This window comes from Rhizobium sp. P1_B8, assembly GCF_056406515.1.
Genome location: NZ_JBFTZZ010000007.1, coordinates 48808 through 71796, shown reverse-complemented (window position 1 = coordinate 71796; position 22989 = coordinate 48808). Strand labels below are relative to the sequence as shown.

Annotated in this window: 26 protein-coding genes; 16 read left to right on the top strand and 10 right to left on the bottom strand. The window is 60.9% G+C overall.

The window, feature by feature from the left end; translation table 11 throughout:
- Nucleotides 1–92 precede the first annotated feature (92 nt).
- Nucleotides 93–821 (top strand): Bax inhibitor-1/YccA family protein, encoded by a 729-nt coding sequence (locus AC1D2N_RS11765; RefSeq protein WP_011653891.1) that lies wholly within the window; start codon nucleotides 93–95, stop codon nucleotides 819–821.
- Between the two features lie 213 nt (nucleotides 822–1034).
- Complete coding sequence (locus tag AC1D2N_RS11760) at nucleotides 1035–1592, top strand: GNAT family N-acetyltransferase (protein ID WP_130653243.1); 558 nt, start codon at nucleotides 1035–1037, stop codon at nucleotides 1590–1592.
- A gap of 50 nt (nucleotides 1593–1642) precedes the next feature.
- Here AC1D2N_RS11760 and AC1D2N_RS11755 read toward each other — a convergent pair whose 3' ends face one another.
- The 3 genes from AC1D2N_RS11755 to acnA form a co-directional block, all read right to left on the bottom strand.
- Complete coding sequence (locus tag AC1D2N_RS11755) at nucleotides 1643–2044, bottom strand: DUF2794 domain-containing protein (protein ID WP_018448249.1); 402 nt, start codon at nucleotides 2042–2044, stop codon at nucleotides 1643–1645.
- 384 nt (nucleotides 2045–2428) lie between these two features.
- Nucleotides 2429–3169 carry a DUF1223 domain-containing protein gene (locus tag AC1D2N_RS11750; RefSeq protein WP_018243966.1) on the bottom strand — a complete coding sequence of 247 codons (741 nt, stop codon included), beginning with the start codon at nucleotides 3167–3169 and terminating at the stop codon, nucleotides 2429–2431.
- 234 nt (nucleotides 3170–3403) lie between these two features.
- Complete coding sequence (acnA, locus tag AC1D2N_RS11745) at nucleotides 3404–6094, bottom strand: aconitate hydratase AcnA (protein WP_028733557.1); 2691 nt, start codon at nucleotides 6092–6094, stop codon at nucleotides 3404–3406.
- Between the two features lie 262 nt (nucleotides 6095–6356).
- Here acnA and ccmA point away from each other — a divergent pair, with 262 nt between their 5' ends.
- Genes ccmA through AC1D2N_RS11720 form a run of 5 tightly spaced genes read left to right on the top strand, consistent with a single transcriptional unit; the run spans nucleotide 6357 to nucleotide 9300 of the window.
- The gene (ccmA, locus tag AC1D2N_RS11740; RefSeq protein WP_130653244.1) at nucleotides 6357–7004 is read left to right on the top strand and encodes a heme ABC exporter ATP-binding protein CcmA; all 648 of its coding nucleotides are present in this window, start codon (nucleotides 6357–6359) and stop codon (nucleotides 7002–7004) included.
- 52 nt (nucleotides 7005–7056) lie between these two features.
- Nucleotides 7057–7716, top strand: a complete 660-nt coding sequence (gene ccmB / locus AC1D2N_RS11735; protein ID WP_018243969.1) for a heme exporter protein CcmB — start codon at nucleotides 7057–7059, stop codon at nucleotides 7714–7716.
- 47 nt (nucleotides 7717–7763) lie between these two features.
- Nucleotides 7764–8525 carry a heme ABC transporter permease gene (locus AC1D2N_RS11730; RefSeq protein ID WP_130653245.1) on the top strand — a complete coding sequence of 254 codons (762 nt, stop codon included), beginning with the start codon at nucleotides 7764–7766 and terminating at the stop codon, nucleotides 8523–8525.
- 2 nt (nucleotides 8526–8527) lie between these two features.
- The gene (gene ccmD, locus AC1D2N_RS11725) at nucleotides 8528–8695 is read left to right on the top strand and encodes a heme exporter protein CcmD (protein WP_018448253.1); all 168 of its coding nucleotides are present in this window, start codon (nucleotides 8528–8530) and stop codon (nucleotides 8693–8695) included.
- A complete protein-coding gene (locus AC1D2N_RS11720; protein WP_113542432.1) occupies nucleotides 8692–9300 on the top strand; it encodes a DsbE family thiol:disulfide interchange protein in 609 nt (202 codons plus the stop codon). Before ccmD ends, AC1D2N_RS11720 begins: the two co-directional genes overlap by 4 nt.
- 27 nt (nucleotides 9301–9327) lie before the next feature.
- Here the strand turns inward: AC1D2N_RS11720 and AC1D2N_RS11715 are convergent, their stop codons facing one another.
- The 5 genes from AC1D2N_RS11715 to dapF all read right to left on the bottom strand — a co-directional run bounded on the left by AC1D2N_RS11715 (nucleotide 9328) and on the right by dapF (nucleotide 14421).
- On the bottom strand, nucleotides 9328–9915 hold the full coding sequence (locus AC1D2N_RS11715) for a DUF2585 domain-containing protein (protein WP_130653246.1): 588 nt from the start codon (nucleotides 9913–9915) through the stop codon (nucleotides 9328–9330).
- Nucleotides 9912–10556, bottom strand: coding sequence for a septation protein A (locus tag AC1D2N_RS11710; RefSeq protein WP_026188550.1), 645 nt, complete (start codon nucleotides 10554–10556; stop codon nucleotides 9912–9914). The genes AC1D2N_RS11715 and AC1D2N_RS11710 overlap by 4 nt, the downstream gene beginning before the upstream one ends.
- Before the next feature lie 76 nt (nucleotides 10557–10632).
- Nucleotides 10633–12228 carry a signal recognition particle-docking protein FtsY gene (ftsY, locus tag AC1D2N_RS11705; RefSeq protein ID WP_130653247.1) on the bottom strand — a complete coding sequence of 532 codons (1596 nt, stop codon included), beginning with the start codon at nucleotides 12226–12228 and terminating at the stop codon, nucleotides 10633–10635.
- A gap of 16 nt (nucleotides 12229–12244) precedes the next feature.
- On the bottom strand, nucleotides 12245–13519 hold the full coding sequence (mtaB, locus tag AC1D2N_RS11700; RefSeq protein ID WP_128400372.1) for a tRNA (N(6)-L-threonylcarbamoyladenosine(37)-C(2))-methylthiotransferase MtaB: 1275 nt from the start codon (nucleotides 13517–13519) through the stop codon (nucleotides 12245–12247).
- The gene (gene dapF, locus AC1D2N_RS11695; protein WP_130653248.1) at nucleotides 13516–14421 is read right to left on the bottom strand and encodes a diaminopimelate epimerase; all 906 of its coding nucleotides are present in this window, start codon (nucleotides 14419–14421) and stop codon (nucleotides 13516–13518) included. Before dapF ends, mtaB begins: the two co-directional genes overlap by 4 nt.
- A gap of 195 nt (nucleotides 14422–14616) precedes the next feature.
- On the opposite strand from dapF, the gene AC1D2N_RS11690 reads away from it, so the two are divergent.
- A complete protein-coding gene (locus AC1D2N_RS11690) occupies nucleotides 14617–15531 on the top strand; it encodes a cobaltochelatase CobT-related protein (RefSeq protein ID WP_130653249.1) in 915 nt (304 codons plus the stop codon).
- Nucleotides 15532–15669: 138 nt separating this feature from the next.
- On the opposite strand, the gene AC1D2N_RS11685 is transcribed toward AC1D2N_RS11690, so the two are convergent.
- Nucleotides 15670–15900, bottom strand: a complete 231-nt coding sequence (locus AC1D2N_RS11685) for a hypothetical protein (protein WP_080764053.1) — start codon at nucleotides 15898–15900, stop codon at nucleotides 15670–15672.
- A gap of 6 nt (nucleotides 15901–15906) precedes the next feature.
- The gene (locus AC1D2N_RS11680) at nucleotides 15907–16083 is read right to left on the bottom strand and encodes a hypothetical protein (RefSeq protein WP_165403104.1); all 177 of its coding nucleotides are present in this window, start codon (nucleotides 16081–16083) and stop codon (nucleotides 15907–15909) included.
- 310 nt (nucleotides 16084–16393) lie between these two features.
- Here AC1D2N_RS11680 and ffh point away from each other — a divergent pair, with 310 nt between their 5' ends.
- The 8 genes from ffh (at nucleotide 16394) to AC1D2N_RS11640 (ending at nucleotide 22764) form a co-directional block, all read left to right on the top strand.
- A complete protein-coding gene (gene ffh / locus AC1D2N_RS11675) occupies nucleotides 16394–17980 on the top strand; it encodes a signal recognition particle protein (RefSeq protein ID WP_130653250.1) in 1587 nt (528 codons plus the stop codon).
- A 16-nt stretch (nucleotides 17981–17996) separates the two neighbouring features.
- Nucleotides 17997–18317, top strand: a complete 321-nt coding sequence (locus AC1D2N_RS11670; protein ID WP_018243980.1) for a chorismate mutase — start codon at nucleotides 17997–17999, stop codon at nucleotides 18315–18317.
- A 48-nt stretch (nucleotides 18318–18365) separates the two neighbouring features.
- The gene (rpsP, locus tag AC1D2N_RS11665) at nucleotides 18366–18737 is read left to right on the top strand and encodes a 30S ribosomal protein S16 (protein ID WP_018243981.1); all 372 of its coding nucleotides are present in this window, start codon (nucleotides 18366–18368) and stop codon (nucleotides 18735–18737) included.
- 113 nt (nucleotides 18738–18850) lie between these two features.
- Nucleotides 18851–19420 carry a ribosome maturation factor RimM gene (gene rimM, locus AC1D2N_RS11660; protein ID WP_026188551.1) on the top strand — a complete coding sequence of 190 codons (570 nt, stop codon included), beginning with the start codon at nucleotides 18851–18853 and terminating at the stop codon, nucleotides 19418–19420.
- Between the two features lie 4 nt (nucleotides 19421–19424).
- On the top strand, nucleotides 19425–20108 hold the full coding sequence (trmD, locus tag AC1D2N_RS11655; protein WP_130653251.1) for a tRNA (guanosine(37)-N1)-methyltransferase TrmD: 684 nt from the start codon (nucleotides 19425–19427) through the stop codon (nucleotides 20106–20108).
- Nucleotides 20109–20443: 335 nt separating this feature from the next.
- The gene (gene rplS, locus AC1D2N_RS11650; RefSeq protein ID WP_018448262.1) at nucleotides 20444–20992 is read left to right on the top strand and encodes a 50S ribosomal protein L19; all 549 of its coding nucleotides are present in this window, start codon (nucleotides 20444–20446) and stop codon (nucleotides 20990–20992) included.
- 145 nt (nucleotides 20993–21137) lie between these two features.
- Nucleotides 21138–21935 carry a transporter substrate-binding domain-containing protein gene (locus AC1D2N_RS11645; RefSeq protein WP_018243985.1) on the top strand — a complete coding sequence of 266 codons (798 nt, stop codon included), beginning with the start codon at nucleotides 21138–21140 and terminating at the stop codon, nucleotides 21933–21935.
- 16 nt (nucleotides 21936–21951) lie between these two features.
- Nucleotides 21952–22764: an amino acid ABC transporter permease gene (locus AC1D2N_RS11640; RefSeq protein WP_018243986.1), complete on the top strand. Its 813-nt coding sequence runs from the start codon at nucleotides 21952–21954 to the stop codon at nucleotides 22762–22764.
- Nucleotides 22765–22989 lie beyond the last annotated feature (225 nt).

Genomic DNA, 22989 nt, shown 5'->3' with positions numbered 1-22989 from the left:
CATATTGTTCGCAGGCATGCTGGAGCTCCGCAGCGGCGCCCGGGTCGAAAACCCCGACACCGTATATCCATCGGAGCTTGTAAGAGGAAACTATGGCTGATCTTCGTAACTATCAAAGCCGCGCTCAGACCGGCGAGATGATTGATCAAGGCCTGCGCGCTTATATGCTCAAGGTCTACAACCTGATGGCGCTGGGTCTGGCGATCACCGGTGTGGCCGCATATCTGTCGTTCCAATTCGCCTTCGCCAATGGCGAACTGACCGCTTTCGGTCAGGCGATCTATGTAAGCCCGCTGAAGTGGGTGGTCATTCTGGCGCCGCTGGCTCTGGTGTTCTTCCTGAGCTTCCGGATCAATACCATGACGGTGGCCGCCGCCCAGACGACCTTTGCGGTCTACGCTGCGCTCGTCGGTCTGTCGCTCTCGTCGATCTTCCTGATCTACACGGGCCAGAGCGTCGTTCAGACCTTCTTCGTCACCGCCGCCTCCTTTGGCGCGCTGTCGCTGTACGGCTACACGACGAAGCGTAACCTGTCGGCGATGGGCTCGTTCCTGATGATGGGTCTCTTCGGCCTGATCATCGCTTCGCTGGTCAACATCTTCCTGGCGTCGTCCGCCGTCCAGTTCGCGATCTCGGTGCTCGGCGTCCTGATCTTCGCAGGCCTCACCGCCTACGATACGCAGCGGATCAAGGAATTGTACTTGGAAGCCGATGACGTCGCCGTGGCCGGTCGCAAGGCGATCATGGGTGCGCTGACGCTCTATCTCGACTTCATCAACCTCTTCATGTTCCTGCTGCAGTTCATGGGCAACCGTAAATAAGCAGGACCGACTGAGATCGAAAAGGCGGCTTCGGCCGCCTTTTTTGTTGCGCAGGCTTTCGCGGGGTGGTTCGACAGCGCCGCGCGTCCTTTCAGACGCGCAAAGGACGCTGTAGCATTTTGAATTGCTGCATAATTTCGTCCTTAAATCGATTCCGATTTGAGGAATTATGCAGTAGGAAGGCCTTACCCACTCCTATGGACCGGCCGCGAAATGTCCTTCCTCCTGCGCGATGCGTCGAACGACGATATTCCCGCCATTGCCGATATCTACCGCGAATCCGTCCTGAACGGCGTCGCGAGCTATGAGATCGTGCCGCCCTCCGAGGCCGAGATGGCGCTGCGTTTTTCGGCGATCGTCAGCCAGCAATATCCCTATATTGCTGCAACCGATGCGGATGGAATCCTACTCGGCTACGCCTATGCCTCGGCGTTTCGCACGCGTCCCGCCTATCGCTGGCTGGTCGAGGATTCGATCTATCTCGCGCCTGAGGCCCGCGGCCGGGGCATCGGCAAGGCGCTGCTCGCCGAACTGATCACCCGCTGCACCGGACTCGGTTTCCGTCAGATGGCAGCCGTCATTGGCGGCGCCAGCCCGGCCTCGATCGCGCTTCATCGCGCAGCCGGCTTCGAGGAGGTCGGTCTGATGAAGGGCACCGGCTACAAGCACGGCCGCTGGCTGGATACGATGTTCATGCAGCGCGTCCTCGGTGAGGGCACGAGCACCGATCCGCACCCGTCAGCCTATCCCGGCACGCTGTTTGCCGGCTAGCGCATCGTGCTTTGCGCGTTTGGAAAGAGGCGCAGCGCTGTAAGTGCGGCTTACTTGTCGACGAGCTTCAGGGCCTTGTCGAACACCTTCAGCACCTGGTTCAGCTCGTGACCGCGCTTCAGGATCGTACCGTTGGTGTTGATGACGGAATAGGCGCCCTGCTTGGCGGCGAGCTTCGGATTTTTCTCGATGCGGAAGAGCGGCATTTCGCCGGAACGCTTGAAGACGGAAAAGACTGCCCTGTCCTTGAGGTGATCGATGGCGTAGTCGCGCCATTCACCGTCACCGACCATACGGCCGTAGATCCAGAGGATGGCGTCCAGTTCGCGCCGGTGGAAGGTCACCGGAAGCGGGTCCTTGCTTTGCTTGTATTCCCTGAGATCGACGACGACTGAGGAACTGTGGTCGACGGAACGGCTTTCGCCGTGTCGCAAATCCGGCTGATCTGTCATCAGTCTCACAAGGCCTCCACATGTGACAGGAGAGTGACAGTTTGCCCGAGCCGCCGCAAATTGCAAGAGTGCCAGCCGCCACATTCGGCCGCACCACAGCGCCGCGCGTCTCTCGCGCACGGACGCTGTAGCACTTTGAGTCTGCGCATCATGCCTTCCGAAAGTTGGGTCCGATTTTCGGAAGGCATGATGCGCTGGGCAGGCCAACGCTTTCTCGACAGCGCCGCATTTCAGTCAAAACAGCGCCTCATTTGCAGGAGATTTATGAATTCCAGTTTGGCGCCAGCGCGCCAAAGGGCCCGGCGGAGCGTATCGACCTTAACCCCAGCCCCGAATACGCTCGGCCGGGCCGCCCCAGCATTTCATCCGTAACCGGATGAAATTTCAGATATTTTTTCCAGCCATCACCACGGTTGCGCCAAGGATGGCAGCCGGATCGCCGTCTGCGGTCGCCGATTGCAGCAGAATCGCGCAGCCTTCGAGCTGCGGCCGCTGCAGGACGCTGGCCGGCAGCGTCAGACTGGTCGCCTTGCCGTCCCACATGCCGACGGTTTCGACATTGGTGACGCTGTGCAGATAGGAGATCTTCTGGCCGCTGTTCTCACCCTTTTCGACGTCGATTGTCTTTTCCTTGTCGAAATAAACCATCACGACATTGGCTTTGCCCTGTCCGGCGCCGATCTTGATCTCCAGTTCGTCGCCGCGCATCGCGGCGTTGATGGGAACGGTCAGACCGTTGCCTTCGCTGCTAAAGGTGTCGATCTTGCTGTTGATTCCGTTGAGATCGGCGCCGGCCAGATGGCCGCGTCCGTTGACGATGGCCTGCGGCGTGTAGACGTTGCTGCGGCCCATCGTCCTGGCATAGCCGTATTGCCGCTCGGTGTTTTCCTTGGAGCTCAGCGTATCGGCCCAGCCGAGATAGTTCCAGTAATCGACATGATAGGCGAGCGCGATGACATCGCCCTGGTTCACCAGCTTGCGGAAAGCGGCGTCAGCGGGAGGACAGGAGGAGCAGCCCTGCGCCGTGAAGAGTTCGACGACACCTTTCGGCGTGCCGTCCTCGGCCTGCAACGGGCCTGAGAAAACAACGCTAGCGATCAGCGGAATCAAAAAACGGGGGGACATTCACCTGCACCTCTTTTTCAGCGCCGACGGCGTGTTCGAACCGGAGGCCCTGACATATGAACGTACGAATAATCCTTCCGGGTCCAAACGAAAAGTCACGAACGGGTGAGACGTAGCTCGACGGGAACTTGCGCAAAACAAATCATCGTGAGCCCCGCCTAAATGGCGTCGCCGCAAAGAAAAGCCGCCGGAAACTGCTCTCCGGCGGCCATTATCATGTGAGTTTCTTAAAAATCAGGCAGCGAGATCGCGCAGAACCGTCTGCAGGATGCCGCCATTGTTGAGGTAGATCACCTCGTCGAGCGTATCGACGCGCGACAGCAGCGGAACCTCCTTCACGGTGCCGTCGCCATAGGTGATCCTGGCAATCTTTTTCTCGCGTGGCTTGATCTTTTCCAGACCTTCGATGGTGACGAGTTCATCGCCCTTGAGGCCGAGGCTCTGCCAGGTCGTGCCCTCTTCGAAGACGAAGGGAATGATGCCCATGCCGACCAGGTTCGAGCGATGGATGCGCTCGAAGGACTGGGCGACCACCGCCTTGACACCGAGCAGGTTGGTGCCCTTGGCAGCCCAGTCACGCGAGGAGCCGTTGCCGTATTCGACACCGGCGAAGATGACGAGCGGCACGCCTTCCTGCTTGTACTGCATGGCGGCGTCGTAGATCGAGGTCTCTTCCTTCGACGGGTAGTGGATGGTGTAGCCACCTTCCTTGCCGTTCGGGCCGAGCATGTGGTTGCGGATGCGGATATTGGCGAAGGTGCCGCGCATCATCACTTCATGGTTGCCGCGGCGCGTGCCGTACTGGTTGAAGTCGGCAACGGCGACGTCGTGGCCGATGAGGTAGGCGCCGGCCGGCGATGCAGCCTTGATCGAACCGGCAGGCGAGATGTGGTCGGTGGTGATCTTGTCGCCGAACAGGCCGAGAACGCGGGCGCCTTTGATGTCGGAAACGCCGGTGCCCTTCTTGCCCATGCCGACGAAGTAGGGCGGGTTCTGCACGTAGGTCGAATTGTCGTCCCAGGCATAGGTCTGGCCCGGCGGAACCTGAACGGCCTGCCAGTTGACGTCGCCCTTGAAGACATCGGCATATTTGCTTTCGTAGAGCTCGCGGGTCACGTATTTCAGGATGAATTCCTGGACTTCCTTCGAGGTCGGCCAGATGTCCTTGAGATAGACCGGGTTGCCGCTCTGGTCCTCGCCAATCGGCTCCTTGGTCAGATCCTTCTGCACCGTGCCGGCAAGGGCATAGGCGACGACGAGCGGCGGCGATGCGAGGTAGTTCGCCTGCACGTCGGGCGAGATGCGGCCTTCGAAGTTACGGTTGCCGGAAAGAACGCCGGAAACGATAAGGCCCTTGTCGTTGATCGTCTTCGAGATCGGCGCCGGCAGCGGGCCGGAATTGCCGATGCAGGTGGTGCAGCCGAAGCCGACGAGGTTGAAGCCGAGCTTGTCGAGGTCGGCCTGCAAGCCCGACTTGGCGAGATATTCGCCGACCACCTGCGATCCCGGTGCCAGCGAGGTCTTCACCCACGGCTTCGTCTTCAGTCCCTTGGCAACGGCGTTGCGGGCAAGAAGACCGGCAGCGATCAAGACTGACGGATTGGAGGTGTTGGTGCACGACGTGATGGCGGCGATCGCCACGTCGCCATGGCCGAGATCGAAATCCGTGCCTTCGACGGCATAGCGGTTGTTCAGCTGGCCGGGCTTCTTGTAATCCGTGTCCATCGAGCCGGCAAAACCGGTCGCGATGTTCTCGAGCGATATGCGGCCTTCCGGACGCTTCGGGCCGGCCATCGACGGCACGACATCGCTGAGATCGAGTTCCAGCGTATCGGTGAAGACGAGCTCGGAGCCGTCGCCGTCACGCCACATGCCCTGCGCCTTCGAATAGGCTTCGACGAGCGCGATACGGTCCTTGGTGCGGCCGGACATGTTGAGATAGTTGATGGTTTCGCCGTCTACGGGGAAGAAGCCGCAGGTGGCACCGTATTCCGGGCCCATATTGCCGATCGTCGCGCGGTCGGCGAGCGGCATGTTGTCCATGCCAGGACCGAAGAATTCGACGAACTTCGAAACGACGCCTTTCTTTCGCAGCATCTGCACGACGGTGAGAACGAGGTCGGTCGCCGTGACGCCTTCCTTGAGCTTGCCGGTCAGCTTGAAGCCGATGACTTCGGGCAGCAGCATAGAGACCGGCTGGCCGAGCATCGCAGCTTCCGCTTCAATACCGCCCACGCCCCAACCGAGAACGCCGAGACCGTTGATCATCGTCGTGTGGCTGTCGGTGCCGACGCAGGTATCAGGATAGGCGATCGTCTCGCCGTCCTCTTCCTTGGTCCAGACGGTCTGGCCGAGATATTCGAGATTGACCTGATGACAGATACCGGTGCCGGGAGGCACGACGCGGAAATTCTTGAATGCCTGCTGGCCCCACTTCAGGAAGCGGTAGCGCTCGCCGTTGCGCTGGTATTCCAGCTCGACGTTACGGGCGAAGGCCTGCGGCGTGCCGAATTCGTCGACGATGACGGAGTGGTCGATGACGAGATCGACGGGAACGAGCGGGTTGATCTTCTCGGGATCGCCGCCGAGCGACACCATCGCGTCGCGCATCGCGGCAAGATCGACGACGGCGGGAACGCCGGTGAAGTCCTGCATCAGCACGCGCGCCGGGCGATAGGCGATTTCGTTTTCGACCGCACCCTTATTGTTCAGCCATTCGGCAACGGCCAGGATATGCTCCTTGGTGACCGACTGGCCGTCTTCGAAGCGCAGCAGGTTTTCAAGCAGCACTTTCATCGAATAGGGAAGCTTCGACACGCCGGCCAGACCGTTTGCCTCAGCCTTGGGCAGGCTGTAATAGACATAGTCCTTCCCGTTGACGGAAAGCGTGGAACGACAATTGAAACTGTCAAGAGATTTAGACACGAGATACCCCGTTTCTGATAGCCAACACAGTCGTGCGAACGCCTATGCACTTAATGCACATCAGGATGCGGGTACGGCCATTTCCGCTGTCCGCACGTGGAACAGACGCTCCAAGTTCGGCGCAAGGATGAAATTCACGCCGACCGCTGGCGTGGTTGCAGGTCTTATAGATAATTTCCTAAAAACTTGCCATACCCGAGGACAGTCAAAATCGGACATTTTTTGACCCCGCCGGAAGCCGAAACCAAGAAAGAGCCGACGCATGCATCTCACCGCCGAAAATCTGGCTGCAAGGCGCGGTGAGGATCTCATTTTCGTTAACATTTCCTTTCACTTGGCGGCCGGCGAGGCGCTTGTTCTCACGGGTAGAAATGGATCGGGAAAGTCCACTTTGTTGCGTGTGGCCGCCGGACTGCTGAGGCCGGAAAAAGGCACTGTCATCTTCCGCGACGAAGAGGGCCGGGAAGGCAGGCATCCCGGCGAGGTCAGCCACTACCTCGGCCATAGAAATGCGATGAAGAATGAACTTACGGTTGCAGAAAACCTCGATTTCTGGCGTACCTTTCTTGGCAATACAGGCGGCGACGCCGGCCTCGCCGTCGAGGACGCCGCCGAGGCGGTCGGTCTTTCGGGAATCACTCACCTTCCCTTCGCTTATCTCTCCGCCGGCCAGCAGCGCCGATTCGCCTTCGCCAAGCTGCTCGTCGCTTACCGCCCCATCTGGATCCTCGATGAACCCACAGCGGCACTCGATGCCAGCGCCGACCGGCTGTTTGCCGATTTGATCTCGGCCCATCTGGCAAGGGGCGGCATCGTGCTGGCGGCAACGCATCAGCCCCTGGGGCTGCAGAATACGCAGGAATTGAAGATGACGGGATTTGCCGGCGTGGATCATGGAGTATGGGGTTGATGTTTCTCGATGTGGCTACCCCGTCCACCGCGCACGCAAAGAGCCGCCGCGCATGACCGCCCTCTTTTTCCGCGACCTCAAACTCTCGATTCGCGCCGGCGGCGGTGCGCTGATCGGCGTGCTGTTCTTCCTGACCATCGTCGCCGTCATCCCCTTCGGCGTCGGTCCCGATCTCAAGCTGCTTTCGCGCATCGGCCCCGCCATCGTCTGGATCGGCGCCCTGCTCGCCGCCCTTCTCGGCCTCGACCGCCTGTTCCAGGCCGAGCGCGACGACGGGTCGCTCGACTTGATGCTGATGCAGGAAACGCCGCTCGTCCTGACGGTGCTGGTCAAATGCTTCGCCCATTGGACGGCCACCAGCCTGCCGCTGGTCATCGCCTCGCCGCTGCTCGGCCTCTTCATGAACATGGACGAGACGGCGATCGGCGCGACCATGTTGACGCTGCTCGTCGGCTCGCCCGCCATCACCTTCATCGGCGCTGTCGGCGCCGCCGTTGCCGTGGCGCTGCCCCGTGGCGGCCTGCTGGTCTCGATCCTCGTGCTGCCTCTGACCATCCCAGTGCTGATCTTCGGCGTCAGCGCCACCTATGCCGCGGTCGAGGATCCGGCCCCGTTCCTGCCGCCCTTTCTGATCCTCATCGCTCTGACACTCTTCTTCGCGGTCATCGGCCCGGCAGCAGCAGCCCTTGCGCTGCGAAACACGGCGGATTGATTGGTCATTCGATTGCAGGAAAAACCGGATCAAGGTATGGAAGCGACATGAGCGAAACGAGCCTTGCCATCAGCAAATTCAGCGATCTCGCCAACCCGACGCGATTTCTGGCGCTGGCGGCGCGCGCCATTCCGTGGATGGCCGGCATCACCGCCCTCTGTTTTACCGTTGGTCTCTATCTGAGCTTCGCCACCGAAGGCGACTACCAGCAGGGCGAGACCGTGCGCATCATGTATATCCACGTCCCCTCCGCCTGGCTTTCGATGATGTGCTATACGATCATGAGCGTCTCGGCGATCGGCACGCTGGTCTGGCGCCATCCGCTGGCCGATGTCTCCGCCAAGGCCGCAGCCCCGCTCGGCGCCGCCTTCACCCTACTCGCGCTCGTCACCGGCTCGCTCTGGGGCAAGCCGATGTGGGGCACCTGGTGGGTCTGGGATGCACGACTGACCTCCGTCTTCATCCTCTTCCTGATGTATCTCGGCCTGATTGCGCTCAGCCGCGCCATCGATGATCCGTCGAAGGCCGCGCGCGTCAGCGCCGTGCTCATTCTCGTCGGCTTCGTCAACATCCCGATCATCAAATTCTCGGTCGAGTGGTGGAACACGCTGCACCAGTCGGCAAGCGTGCTGCGCCTCGACGGCCCGGCGATCGATCCGGAATTCCTGCGCCCGCTGTTCATCATGGCGATCGCCTTCACCCTGCTTTTCTTCACGCTGCACATCATGGCGATGAGGAACGAGATCTGGCGCCGCCGCATTGCCGCCCAGCGCCGTCTTGCCGCCCGCATGGCGAGCCGGGAGGAATAGCCGTGACGCATGCCTTTTACGTCTACGCCTCCTATGGCTTCGCGGCCCTGGTGACGATCGCGGTCACCGCCTGGACCTGGGCCGACGGCCGCGCCCGTCGCCGGGAACTTGCAGCCCTTGAGGCCGCCGGCATCCGCCGCCGCTCGGCGCGCGCAAGGGACGGCGAATGAACGACACACCGGAAAAGACGACCGACAAACCGCGCGCGCTGGGTCGCTACACCTTGGCGCTTCTGCCGCTGATCGTCTTCGGCGGCATTGCGGCCACGGCCGCAAAGATGCTCTACGACCAGGATTTCCATGGCAAGAACATTGCCGAAATTCCCTCCGCCCTGATCGGCACCAAAGCGCCGACGCTGAACCTGCCGCCGCTCGACGGCGCCAACCTGCCGGCGCTGACCGATGCGGCAATCAAGGGCAAGCTGACCCTCGTCAACGTCTTCGCCTCATGGTGCCTCCCCTGCCGGGACGAACATCCGGTGCTGAAGGAACTGGCGAAAGACGGACGGCTGAACATCGTCGCCATCAATTACAAGGACCAGAGCGACAACGCCCTGCGTTTCCTCGGCGAACTCGGCAACCCCTATCAGGCGATCGGCATCGATCCGAACGGCAAGGCGGCAATCGACTGGGGCGTCTACGGCATTCCGGAAAGCTATCTGGTCGGGCCAGACGGCACGATCCTCTACAAGCGCGTCGGCCCCTTCGACGATATCAGCCTGAAGGAAGGGCTGTTTCCAGCGATGGAAAAGGCGTTGGGGAAGCCGGGTTCGTAAGGGGTTTTCTTCCTGCGGCGGTGGGGCCTAAACCCCGCCCTGCCAGACCTTGATCGCCTCCACCGGCCAAATCAGCATCACCACATTGAGCGTCAGATTATCGCGGATCACGTAGCCGGTGAAAATCTCGAAGAAGATCGCGATCGCCACCGTCAGTGCCACCGGCGCGCGCGACGCGAAGAAGAAGCCGACGCACATGAACACGGTGTCCATTGCCGAATTCAGGATGCTGTCGCCGTAATAGTCGAGTGCGATGGTCGCCGTGCGGTAGCGGTCGATGATCAGCGGCGAATTTTCCAGCAGTTCCCAGCCGGATTCGATGACGAGCGCCAGCAGCAGCTTTGCCGCCAGCGGCTTGCGGCGCAGGACGAGATGGCCGAGCCCGTAGAACAGGAAGCCGTGGATGATATGCGACGGCGTGTACCAGTCCGACAGATGCTGCGAATTGCCGCTGGTATTGACCCCGCCCTCCCAGAGCTTGACATAACCGCAGGCGCAGATCGGCACACGGCCCATAATATATTCGGCGGCAACCTGAATGATCAGAACCGCAAGGCAGGCGGCGAACCAAAAGGTCTGGTGTCTTACGCGGTATTCGGCCTCTGCAGCACTCACTTCTCGCCGTCCGTTTCCAGATTGATGCTATGCTTCAACACCAGCGGCATCTGCGCCAGCGTGAAGATGATGGTGATGGGCATCGTGCCCCAGACCTTGAAGGCGACCCAGGTACCGTCGGAAAAATTGCGCCAGACGACTTCGTTCAGCACCGCGAGGAAGAGAAAGAAGATGCCCCAGCGGATGGTCAGCTTGCGCCAGCCCTCGGCATCGAGCTGAAAGGCCGCATTGAAGACATAGCCGAGCAGCGACCTGCCGAAGGCCAGTCCGCCGAGAAGCGTCACCCCGAAGAGTGCATTGACGATGGTCGGCTTCATCTTGATGAAGGTCTCGTTCTGCAGCCAGATCGACAGCGAGCCGAAGATGAGCACGACGATGCCGGATACAAAGGGCATGATCGGCAGATGGCCGAGCACGATCTTCGAAACGATCAGCGAGATGATCGTCGCCGCCATGAAGAGGCCGGTCGCGACGAACAGCGGTCCGCCCAATTCGGAAAGAGCAGGAAACGTCTCCACCAGCCACTGGCCACGCAGATTGGCGAAGAAGAAGATCATCAGCGGCCCAAGTTCCAGCGCCAGTTTCAGCAGCGGGTGATGCCGGTCGGCTGCGGTCGGGGTGATATCGCTTTCGGTGCTCATGCGTTCTTCAAACCTGTTTTCCTGGAAACCTGTTTCCGGCCGTGCCTTGCAGGCTTTCGGCGGCATATCTGTGGCATCATTGCCCAAGTCCGGCAATGGCATGGGCAAAGTCCTCAGCCTCGAATGGCTCCAGATCCTCGACGCCCTCGCCGACCCCGATGAAATAGACCGGCAGCTTGTGCTTGGCGGAGATGGCAACAAGAATGCCGCCGCGCGCCGTGCCGTCGAGCTTGGTCATGATCAACCCGTTGACACCGGCGACGTTGCGGAAGATCTCGACCTGGCTGAGCGCGTTCTGCCCCGTCGTGGCATCGAGCGTCTGCAGCACGGTGTGCGGCGCATCGGGATCGAGTTTGCCGAGCACGCGCACGATCTTCTCGAGTTCGGCCATCAGCTCGGCCTTGTTCTGCAGGCGGCCGGCAGTATCGACGATCAGCACATCGCATTTTTTCGCCTTCGCCTGTTCGAAGGCATCATAGGCAAGGCCGGCGGCATCGGCGCCGAGCTTGGTGCCGATGAATTCGGATTTCGTCCGGTCGGCCCAGATTTTCAGCTGCTCGATCGCAGCCGCACGGAACGTATCGCCGGCGGCCAGCATCACCTTCAGCCCGGCGCCGGAAAGTTTGGCGGCCAGCTTGCCGATCGTCGTCGTCTTGCCCGTGCCGTTGACGCCGACGACGAGGATGACATGTGGCTTGTGCGAGAGATCGAGCTGCAGCGGCTTGGCGACCGGCTTCAGGACCTTAGCGATTTCGGACGCCATGATCCGGCTCACATCCTCGCCGGTGACATCCTTGCCATAGCGCTCGGACGCCAGCGTATCGGTGACGCGCAGCGCGGTCTCGACGCCGAGATCGGCCTGGATCAGCAGATCTTCGAGATCCTGCAGCGTCTCGTCATCGAGCTTGCGCTTGGTGAAGAGCGCGGTGATCTGGCTCGTCAGCTGCGAAGAGGTGCGTGCAAGGCCGTTGCGCAGGCGCTGGAACCAGCTGAGCCTCGGTTGCAGGGCAACCGGCTCCGGCTCGACGACCTTCGGGCCGGTGGCGAAGCCTTTGGGGAGGATGGGAGAGCCAATCTCCGGTTCTGCCGCGGCGCTACCCCCCTCTGCCCTGCCGGGCATCTCCCCCAGAGGTGGGGAGATTGGCTGGGAGGGCGAATCCGGTCCTGCATCATCCTCAGTCGGAATCTCTTCCGGTTCAGTTGGAATCTCTTCCGGAAGCTTTTCGACGATCTCTTCGAGGTCAGCCGGCTGTTCTAGCGCTCCGGTCTCCACATGATCTCCCGCCTCGTGGGGGAGATGTCCCAAAGGGACAGAAGGGGGTATTTCCGCAACGGTTTCGGCGACCGCCTGGATTTCAGTCTCCGCCTCCGCTGCTGCCTCGGCTTCCAGCAATGAAAGCGGCACGACACCCATGTCGCTCAATTGGTCGGCGGCGGGCACGATTGCGGATTCGACATCATCTTCAGCAACCGGCGTCTCGACCCCGCCCTCGTCAATATCTGAAGCGGGCCCGCCGGCAGTATCCATTTCCTCGGCCAGCACTGGATCGTCAGCAACCGGCAGATCTTCGTCGCGCGAACGCGGCTCCAACTCCTTTTCCACGGCCGCAGGCACAGGTTCTTCAGCCGGCTTGCCGAAGGTGAAGACCTTTTTGATGAAACTGAGCGCCATGGGGATTCCGTGAAAGTCAGGCCGCGGCTGCGGCCGTCAATTGCATGTCGAGATGCTTGCCATTGTGGCCGGTGATCGTGACCGGCACAAGTTCGCCGGGACGAAGGCCGGGCGCGGCGACCAGCGTGAAATTCTCCGTATGCGCCAGGCCGTTGTTTTCAACAAGCAGCCATTGCCGGGTTCCGATCATCCCATCGAGATGGGATTGATGCAGCCTATGTCCAGTGGCGCGCAGCCTTGCGGCGCGATCCTTGACCAGCGACCGGTCGAGCTGCGGCATGCGCGCTGCCGGCGTGCCGGGACGCGGACTGTAGGGGAAGACATGCAGATGGGCGATCCCAGCCTCTTCGGCCAGCCGCACGGCATTCTCGAACATCTCTTCGGTTTCCGTGGGAAAGCCGGCGATCATATCGGCGCCGAAGCTCATCTCGGGGCGAAGGCGACGCGCATCCTCGATGAAACGCAGCGCATCGGCGCGCAAATGCCGGCGCTTCATGCGCTTCAGGATCATGTCGTCGCCATGCTGCAGCGAGAGATGCAGATGCGGCATGAAGCGTGGCTCGTCGGCGATGAGATCCATCAGGTGGGCATCGGCCTCGATGCTGTCGATCGAGGAAAGCCGCAGGCGGCGGATATCGGGGATCTGCTTCAGAAGGGTCTTCGCCAAAAGCCCGAGCGTCGGGGCGCCCGGCAGATCGCCGCCATAGCTGGTGGCATCGACGCCGGTCAGCACGATCTCGCGGTAACCGCCATCGACGAGATTGCGGGCCTGGTCGACGACAGCTCCCATCGGCACGGAGCGGGAATTGCCGCGGCCATAGGGAATGATGCAGAAGGTGCAGCGATGGTCGCAGCCGTTCTGCACCTGGATGAAGGCGCGCACATGGCCATCAATGTGCCTGACCATCTGCGGCGCCGTCGCCTTGACACTCATGATGTCGTTGACGCGAAGTTTCTCTTCGGCCGAAACGCCGAAGTCCGGCAGGCCGCGATAGGAGGCGCTCGTCAGCTTCTCCTCGTTGCCGAGCACGGCATCGACCTCCGCCATCGCGGCGAAGGTCTGCTTTTCCGTCTGCGCGGCACAGCCGGTGACGATGATGCGGGCATGCGGATTGTCACGCCGTGCCCGGCGGATCGCCTGGCGGGCCTGGCGCACCGCTTCGCCGGTTACGGCACAGGTATTGACCAGGACGGCATTGTTGAGCCCGGCCTTTTCAGCCTGCGCCTTCATCACTTCGGATTCATATGTGTTGAGGCGGCAGCCGAAGGTAATGACCTCGATGCCGCTCACTGCGCCTCCGCCTCTCGAGTACCCTCGCGCGACCAGAGACCGGTCGAAGGATCGAGCCTGCCCGACCATTCCCATTCGGCCGGGCCGGTCATGATGACATGATCGTCGCGCTCGCGCCATTCGATCGAAAGCGTGGCCGGCGGCTTGGCGCTGGCCACATTGATCGTCACCTTGCGGCCGGTACGGCCGGTGCGCGCAGCACTGACGGCAGCAGAACAGGCAGCCGAGCCGCAGGCGAGCGTCAGTCCAGCGCCGCGCTCCCAGGTGCGCGTCGTCACCGATGTCGGCGAGGTCACTTGCGCCAGCGTGATATTGGCGCGCTCGGGAAACATCGGATGGTTTTCGAGCAGCGGTCCGAAGCGGGCGAGATCATAGGACATCACGTCCCTGTCCACCCAGAAGATCGCATGCGGATTGCCCATCGACATCGCCGACGGCGAATGCAGCACCGGCTTGTCGATCGGACCGATCTGCAGTTCGATGCGGCTGGTGTCGTGGAATTCTTCCGCCAGCGGGATCCTGTCCCAATCGAAGACCGGCCGGCCCATATCGACCGAAATCGTCCCGTCCTCGTGCTCGACGGCGTTGAGGATGCCGGCGACCGTCTGGAAGGTAAAGACCTTCCTGCCGGTCTCGGCGGCAAGTGCCTGCACGACGCAGCGCGTGCCGTTGCCGCAGGCCTGCGCCTTCGAGCCATCGGAATTCAGGATATCGATGAAGGCATCGGTGCCTTCGGCCTTCGGATCATGGATCGCCATGATCTGATCGAACTCAGTCTGCGGATCGGCATTGAGCGCGACCGCCGCCGCAGGCGTCACCTTGTCCGGCCGGCCGCGCATGTCGACGACCAGGATCTTGTTGCCAAGCCCGTTCATCCTCGCGAATTCGACCGTTGCGCTCATGGGATCATTCCGTCTGTCTTTCCGGTGTATATGGCGGAAATGCGAGGGAATTACCAGTGGCCCGCGATCATCCCATCACGCAGCCTCCCGGAATCTATACGGCTTTCCGTCAAAGGCTTGGAGACGATTGAAACCTAGGAAGAGTTCGATAGGCTGCGGATTGAAACTTGTCTCCAATGAAATTCGATCTCAATCATGTTTAAATTATTGTTCAACCGGGTTCTAAAAAGGGCTGGATTCGGGACCTCGGATACTTACTCGGTTTTCACACGCGATTTCGACGTTGTCGTCGATGCGGCGCGTCTAAAGGAGGTATTGGCCCCTCTGAGCACCGATGATGCGACCGCACTTGATGATGCTTGGAAGACATTTGAGATGTCGCTCAATTCATGGCGCACAACTGCCAACCTACAGGCATTGGAAACAACGGGTTTCATAGGAAACGCGACATCGGATCATGAGCGACAAGATACTGTCGTTTCCATTCTGATAGATCATTCGGGCTCTATGCGCGGACAATCGATACTCTTGGCAGCGGCCACAGCAGAGATCGCTTGTGACTTCCTGTCTCGTCTCGGTTACCGGGTGGAGATTTTGGGCTTTACAACATTGGACTGGAAAGGAGGAAAATCACGCAGATTGTGGAGGAGGCAAGGAAGTCCTCGATACCCGGGCCGTTTGTGCGACTTGCTCCACATCGTCTATCGGTCAGCAGATACGAGAGACGCACCCGCGCTCGGTTATATCCTGAAAAATATGCTGCGAAGGGACCTTTTAAAGGAGAATGTCGATGGTGAAGCGCTGGAGTGGGCGGCGAGCCGCCTATATCGCAGGCCGGAGAAGCGCAAGATTCTGATAGTACTTTCGGACGGCGCTCCGGTTGATGATTCCAAGCTGCATGAAAACGGACCGAATTTTCTGATCGATCATCTACGCGGCGTTATTGCGCGTCTGGAAGCAGATGATCGCATACTGCTGGCGGCTATCGGGATCAATTGGGATACCGACGGCCTTTACAAGCGTAGCCTGCGCGTCACTGCACCTGAGGATCTAGCCGGTGCAATGATAGACATGCTCCGCAGTGTACTGATCGCTAGCCGACCGCGGTGATTATTCCGCACAAATCGACAATCGTGCCTAACGTCGTTCTTGCGGCGCAATCAGGGCTCATGGGCGTGCCAAGCTGTCCATGCGATGGCATTCGCTCGTCTTCGCACTGAGCGCCGAACAACATCTCCGTCAGTATTTTCAGCTTTCTGGCTGCGCACCGTCGGGATCGAAGGACGCAGCATGGGCTTCGACGATGGCTGCGGTGATGACCTTTCTCAGCTCGTAGACCAGCGAGCGGGACCGTTTGCGATCCAGATCCTGTGCCGCCTTCGCAAGATTCAAGCCTTCGTTCAGAACAATATGATGGGCCCGCGCCAGCGCCCAACTCTCAATATCAAGATTTATCATTCGATATCTCCGCCGATTCATTCGGCATCAAGGATATTCACGAATCATTTTACAGGACGCACTTAAGTAGAAAGTAGAATCATAAGCAGAATAATTTGCAACTGGCCCCTCCAGCGAATTCGGGTCGCCAATCGGAATTTTTGCCAGCAAAATCGGAAAAATCAGGCGGAGTGCGGAAGCCAATACAAAGGTCGGCTTGAACACGTACTTTCGTGCGTTGTCCAGCGGCACATTCCGGTCGCGCCCATGTCACGCGGGCTTTGAAAAGTCGCCATGCGGTCATTTGCCCGCATTCACCTTGACTTTCGCCCGACTTTCCTGTTTATCGCGCCCAATCTGCGACGAGCCACACGACTCCGAGCCGCCGACCGGGACCTGAGATCCCGGAGGTCAACACCCGACAGCGCGATGCGCCCTCGGGTGCTTTTTGGCTTTGCGTCTTGTTTTCGTCAAGGAAAAGCACGACGTTTCCGGGCATGTAAAAACCCGCCCGAAACGTATCAAGGAAGAGCCGATGTTTGAAAACCTCCAGGACCGTCTTGGATCCATTCTGAATGGACTGACAGGCCGTGGCGCGCTTTCGGAAGCCGATGTTTCCGCAGCGCTGCGCGAGGTTCGCCGTGCGTTGCTGGAGGCCGACGTCGCGCTCGACGTCGTGCGTTCCTTCACCGACCGCGTGCGTGAAAAGGCCGTCGGCGCCGAGATCCTGAAGTCGATCAAGCCCGGCCAGATGGTCGTCAAGATCGTGCATGATGAACTGATCGAGATGTTGGGTGGCGAAGGCGTCGGCATCGACCTGCATGCGGCCGCCCCGGTCGTCGTCATGATGGTTGGTCTGCAGGGCTCCGGCAAGACGACGACGACGGCGAAGATCGCCCATCGCCTGTCGACGCGCGAGAAGAAGAAGGTGCTGATGGCATCGCTCGACACGCGCCGTCCGGCAGCCCAGGAGCAGCTTCGCCAGCTCGGCGCGCAGGCCAATATCGACACGCTGGCCATCATATCAGGCCAGTCGCCGACGGATATCGCCACCCGCGCCGTGCAGGCGGCTAAGCTCGGCGGCCACGACGTCGTCATCCTCGATACCGCCGGCCGCACGCACATCGACGAGCCCTTGATGGTCGAAATGGCCGACATCAAGAAGCGCTCGAACCCGCATGAAATCCTGCTGGTCGCCGACAGCCTCACCGGTCAGGACGCCGTCAACCTCGCCCGCAGTTTCGACGAACGCGTCGGCATCACCGGTCTGGTGCTGACCCGCATGGATGGCGATGGCCGCGGCGGTGCCGCCCTTTCGATGCGCGCTGTTACCGGCAAGCCGATCAAGCTGATCGGCGTCGGCGAGAAGATGAGCGAGCTGGAGGAGTTCCATCCCCGCCGCATCGCCGACCGCATCCTCGGCATGGGCGACATCGTCTCGCTCGTCGAGCGCGCGGCTGAAAACATCGACGCCGAGAAGGCGGCCGCCATGGCCGCCAAGATGGCCAAGGGCAAGTTCGACCTCGATGACCTCGCCGACCAGCTGCGCCAGATGCAGAAGATGGGCGGCATGGGCGGCATCATGGGCATGATGCCCGGCATGGCGGGCATGAAGGACAAGATGGCCGCAGCCGGCCTCGACGACAGACTTTTCGGCCGCCAGATCGCCATCATCCAGTCGATGACCAGGGCCGAGCGCGCCAATCCCGACCTGCTCAAACATTCGCGCAAGAAGCGCATCGCCGCCGGCTCCGGTACCGATGCCGCCGCCATCAACAAGCTTCTGAAGATGCACCGCCAGATGGCGGACATGATGAAGATGATGGGCGGCAAGGGCAAAGGCGGCATGATGAAGCAGATGATGGGCGGCCTTGCCGGCAAGATGGGGCTTGGCGGCGGCATGGGCGGTATGGGTGGCGGCATGCCCGATCTCTCGAATATCGATCCCCGACAGCTCGAGGCCTTGCAGAAGCAGGCCGAAGCGGCGGGGCTTGGAAAGCCGGGTGGGGGTATGCCCGGTCTCGGCGGTCTGCCGGGTGGTTTGTCGGGCCTCGGCGGCGCCAAGCTGCCGGGCCTTGGCGGTGGTTTCCCGGGATTGCCCGGATTGCCGAAGAAGAAGTGAAAGGATCGCTTGCCCCATGAATGATCCAAACGTCAAAGCCCAGCTCGCGAGCTATCGTCAGTCGATCGACAATATCGATGCCGCTCTCGTGCACATGCTGGCCGAACGCTTCCGCTGCACCAAAGAGGTCGGCGTGCTGAAGGCCAAATACAATCTGCCGCCGGCCGACCCGGCGCGCGAGGAATACCAGATCGAACGCCTTCGCCAACTGGCGAAAGCCGCCAATCTGGATCCGGATTTCGCTGAGAAGTTTCTGAACTTCGTCATCAAGGAAGTCATCCGGCATCATGAGCAGATCGCTGCGGATCACGCTGAACAAAGCGCCGCGGCCCGATAACCGTACCGCTCAAGAAAGCGGTCAAGAAAAGCCCAAGGAGTAAAGAACATGGCACTGAAAATTCGTCTCGCCCGCGGTGGCTCCAAGAAGCGCCCGTACTACCACGTCGTTCTCGCCGATGCGCGCAGCCCGCGTGACGGCCGCTTCCTCGAAAACCTCGGTTCCTGGAACCCGATGCTTGCCAAGGACGATGAGAAGCGCGTTCAGCTGAACGCCGAGCGCATCAAGCACTGGATCGAAAACGGCGCTCAGCCCACCGACCGCGTTCTGCGCTTCCTCGATGAGGCCGGCGTTGCCAAGCGCGAAGTCAAGAACAACCCGGTCAAGGCAAAGCCTGGCAAGCGCGCCCAGGAACGCGCCGCCGAAAAGGCTCAGAAGGTCGCTGACGCCGCCGCTGCTGCTGCCGACGCCGCGGAATAATCGGGACATTCCCTTCGAGCGGGCGGCATGGCGACATGCCGCCCGTTTTCGTTTCCAATCGCCCGCACTTCGTTTATGAGAAACCTGTCTTTCGGCTTCACATGAAGGAACCCATGACAAAGCTTGAAAACCCCGTTCTGATGGCGACGATCGGTGGCGCGCAAGGCCTCCGGGGCGAGGTGCGCGCCAAGGCCTATACGGCCGATCCCAGCGCGCTTGGCGACTACGGCCATCTCCACAGCATGGACGGCCGCAGCTTCGAAGTCCTCGAGATCCGCGAGATGAAGAATGTCGTCGTCGTTCGTTTCCGCGGCGTCAACGACCGCAATGCCGCCGAGGCTCTGAACGGACTTGAACTCTATATCGAGCGGGACAACCTGCCGGACGAGGAGCTGGAGGACGACGAGTTCTACTATGCCGATCTCGAAGGGCTCGAGGCGCGGGACGACAAGGGTGTCAGTTATGGCACGGTCACCGGCGTTTTCGATTTCGGCGCCGGCGACCTGCTGGAACTCAAAGGTCCGGGCAAACGCCCGGTGCTGATCCCCTTCTCCGAAGCCTCGGTGCTGGAGATCGACCTTGAGGCCGGCACGCTGCTGATCGATCCGCTGGCGGCGGGTCTGGTCGACGATCCGGAAGAGCTTTCGAAATTCACCCCGGACAAGCCGAAAAAGAAGAAGTGACGCCATGGTTTTCCGGGCGAGCGTGCTGACACTTTATCCGGAAATGTTTCCGGGGCATCTGGGCTTCTCGCTCGCCGGCAAGGCGATGGAGCGGGGGCAATGGTCGCTGGAGGCGGTGCAGATCCGCGATTTTGCCACCGACAAACACCGCACCGTCGACGACACCCCGGCAGGCGGCGGCGCCGGCATGGTGCTGAAACCAGACGTTCTCGCCCGCGCGATCGATAGCGCCTCAGAAAACGATCCCCGCCCACGGCTGCTGATGAGCCCGCGCGGCCGGCCGCTGACGCAGCAGCGTGTGCGCGAGCTCGCGGCCGGCGACGGCGTCATCATCGTCTGCGGCCGCTTCGAGGGCGTCGACCAGCGGGTGATCGAGGCACGCGGACTGGAAGAGGTCTCGATCGGCGACTACGTACTGTCAGGCGGCGAGCCGGCGGCGCTGATCGTGCTCGATGCGATCGTCCGCATCCTGCCTGGTGTCATGGGCAACGATCTTTCCGGCCTGCACGAAAGCTTCGAAGGCGGACTGCTCGAACATCCGCATTATACCCGGCCGCAAGAGTGGGAAGGCCGGGAAATCCCCGCAATCCTCACCTCCGGCAACCACGGCGCCATCGAGAAATGGCGGCATCAGGAAGCGGTGCGGCTGACCCGGGAGCGGCGGCCGGATCTGCTCGGAAAGGGCTAGCCTATCGGCTCAAAAATCGGATCGATTTTCCGAAGGCACGACGTGTATATTCAAAACGGTACAGCGTCCTTTGCGTGTCAGAAAAAGACGCGCGGCGCTGTAAAGTGAGAAAAACGGCTGATTTCGCAGCCCTTTTCACAAAAATGCCGCCCAAGGGATGACAAGCCCTGGCCTTTCGTGTATTGGCGCACGCGGAAATGGGGTTTATCCCCGTCTGCCAGCAAACAAAGAATGGCGAATCCGCTCCCGCCCTTGATGGGCAAAGTCCTGAGGCCAGTTCCGAAGGATCAGTGTTGAGCGCTCTGGCTGTTTCAGAAGAACCAAAGGTTAAGACGATGAACATCATTCAGCAGCTTGAGGCCGAACAGGCCGCCAAGATCGAAGCCAAGCGCACGCTTCCCGAATTTTCCCCGGGCGACACCGTCCGTGTCAACGTGAAGGTCACGGAAGGCAGCCGTACCCGCGTTCAGGCCTATGAAGGCGTCTGCATCGCCCGCTCCGGTGGCGGCCTGCAGGAAAACTTCACGGTCCGCAAGATCTCCTACGGCGAAGGCGTCGAGCGCGTATTCCCGGTCTACTCGCCGATGATCGAAAGCGTCGACGTCGTTCGCCGCGGTAAGGTCCGTCGCGCCAAGCTCTATTACCTCAGAGACCGTCGCGGCAAGTCTGCCCGTATCGTTGAAGACACCGGCGTCCGCGCCCGCAAGCTCAACGACGCCGAGCGCGCCGCTATTGCCGAGGAAAAGGCACGCATCGAAGCTGAAAAGGTCGCAGCAGCTCAGGCGCTCGCCGCCGAGAAGGCAGCAGCCGAAGCTGCGGAAGCCAAGGCCGCTGCTGAAGCAGCAGCAGCCGCTGCCGCCGCAGCGGAACCGGCAGCAGAATAAGTTCTGCGCTACGCAAAATTCTTTGCTTGGAAAGGCGGCCTTCGGGTCGCCTTTTCTAATTTTTGTTTCGGCACGCAGCCGGCGGCCTTGCCTCGGGCCTATCTTCCGTGACAGTTTTTGCCGTTCAATTTAGGGGAACCGTTCAATGTTGTTTCGCCGTACCGTTCTTGCGAGCTTCGCCGCCCTTGCTCTTCTGCCCCTGGCCGCATCGGCCGCCGAACTGCCTGATCTCGGCGGCAAGAGCGTCGTCGTCGTCACCGAGAATGCCTATCCGCCGCTGCAGTTCGTCGATCCGAAATCCGGCAAGGCGATCGGCTGGGAATATGATGCGATGAACGAGATCGCCAAGCGGCTGAACGTCAAGGTCGAATACCAGAACACCAGCTGGGACGCGATGATCCAGGCGGTTTCCGATGGCCAGTACAACATCGGCATGACCGGCATCACCATCAAGGAAGACCGCAAACAGAAGGTGGATTTCTCCGACCCCTACATGCGCTCGCAGCAGTTCATGCTGGTGCGCGGCGACGAGAAGCGCTTCACTGACGCCAAGTCCTTCGGCGAATTCAAGGACGGTCTGGTGGGCGCGCAGCCCGGCACCACACCCTTCTACACCGCGGTCTACGAAGTGCTTGATGGCAACGAGCAGAACCCGCGCATCAAGCTCTTCGAAACCTTCGGCGCCACCGTCCAGGCCCTGAAGGCCGGCGACGTCGACGTTGTGCTGACCGACGGCACAGCCGGCAAGGGCTATGTCGATGCCTCGAACGGCGCCCTGAAGCTGATCGGCGAACCGCTCGGCACGGAGGATTTCGGCTTCATCTTCCCGAAAGGGTCCGATCTTGTCGCCCCGGTCAATGCCGCAATCACCGCACTCAAGGCCGACGGTACGCTGGATGCGCTGAACAAGAAGTGGTTCCTCGACTACAAGATGGGCGAATGACGCCGAGCTGCAGCTGATGGCCTTGCGACCATCTCCCGACAGATACGTCAAGGATGACTATCCCTGGTGGCTGGTCGCGCTTGTCGCGATCGGCCTCGTCCTTGCCGCCGTCATCGTCACCAACGATATCTATGCCCAGGTCTTCCGCACCGTCGTCAACGGTGTCGGCATCACCGTCTTCGTCACGCTGGTCGCCTTCGTGCTCGCCACCGTGCTCGGCCTCGGCATCTGCCTGCTCGGCATGGCCGACAGCCAGGTATTGCGTCAGATTGCACGATTCTACATCGAGATCATCCGCGGCATCCCGATTCTCGTACTGTTGTTCTACGTCGCCTTCGTCGGCGCGCCGGCCCTGGTCGCAGCCTATAATTTCCTGATTTCGCCGCTGGTGACATCAGGTGTGACCGAGCCCATTCTGGTGCGCGACCTCTCGCTGATGTGGCGAGCGATCATCGCCCTGACGGTCGGCTATTCCTCCTTCATCGCCGAAATCTTCCGGGCCGGTTTCCAGTCGGTCGATCTCGGCCAGATCGAGGCGGCCAAGGCCCTCGGCCTATCGCGCTACCGGCGCTTCCGCTCGGTCGTCTTCCCGCAGGCGATCCGGGTGATCTTCCCACCCCTCTCCAACGATTTCGTCTCGATGGTGAAGGACAGCTCGCTCGTCTCCGTGCTCGGCGTCGCCGACATCACCCAGATGGGCAAGGTCTATGCCGCCGGCTCCTTCCGCTTCTTCGAAACCTATTCGATCGTCACCTATATCTATCTGATCCTGACGATCGGCCTGTCGCTGGCGCTGCGGCGGACGGAGAAATGGATGAAGTCGCGGTGATTGCGCCAATGGCCGTACCACCGAGGGGTCTCAGAGGGCCGCCTGATGATTCAAATTGAAGCCGCCGCGAAAAATCGCTATATGCAGGGCCATGGAATCCAAGTTCAGATGCATTGGTGCGCATATTTTCGTGCTGCAGGACCATTATCGCCTGCCGGCGCGGTTTTTTGCCTGCGTGTCCGGTGCGCTCAACAGCCGACTTCGTTGATCGAATGACGGCCGGCG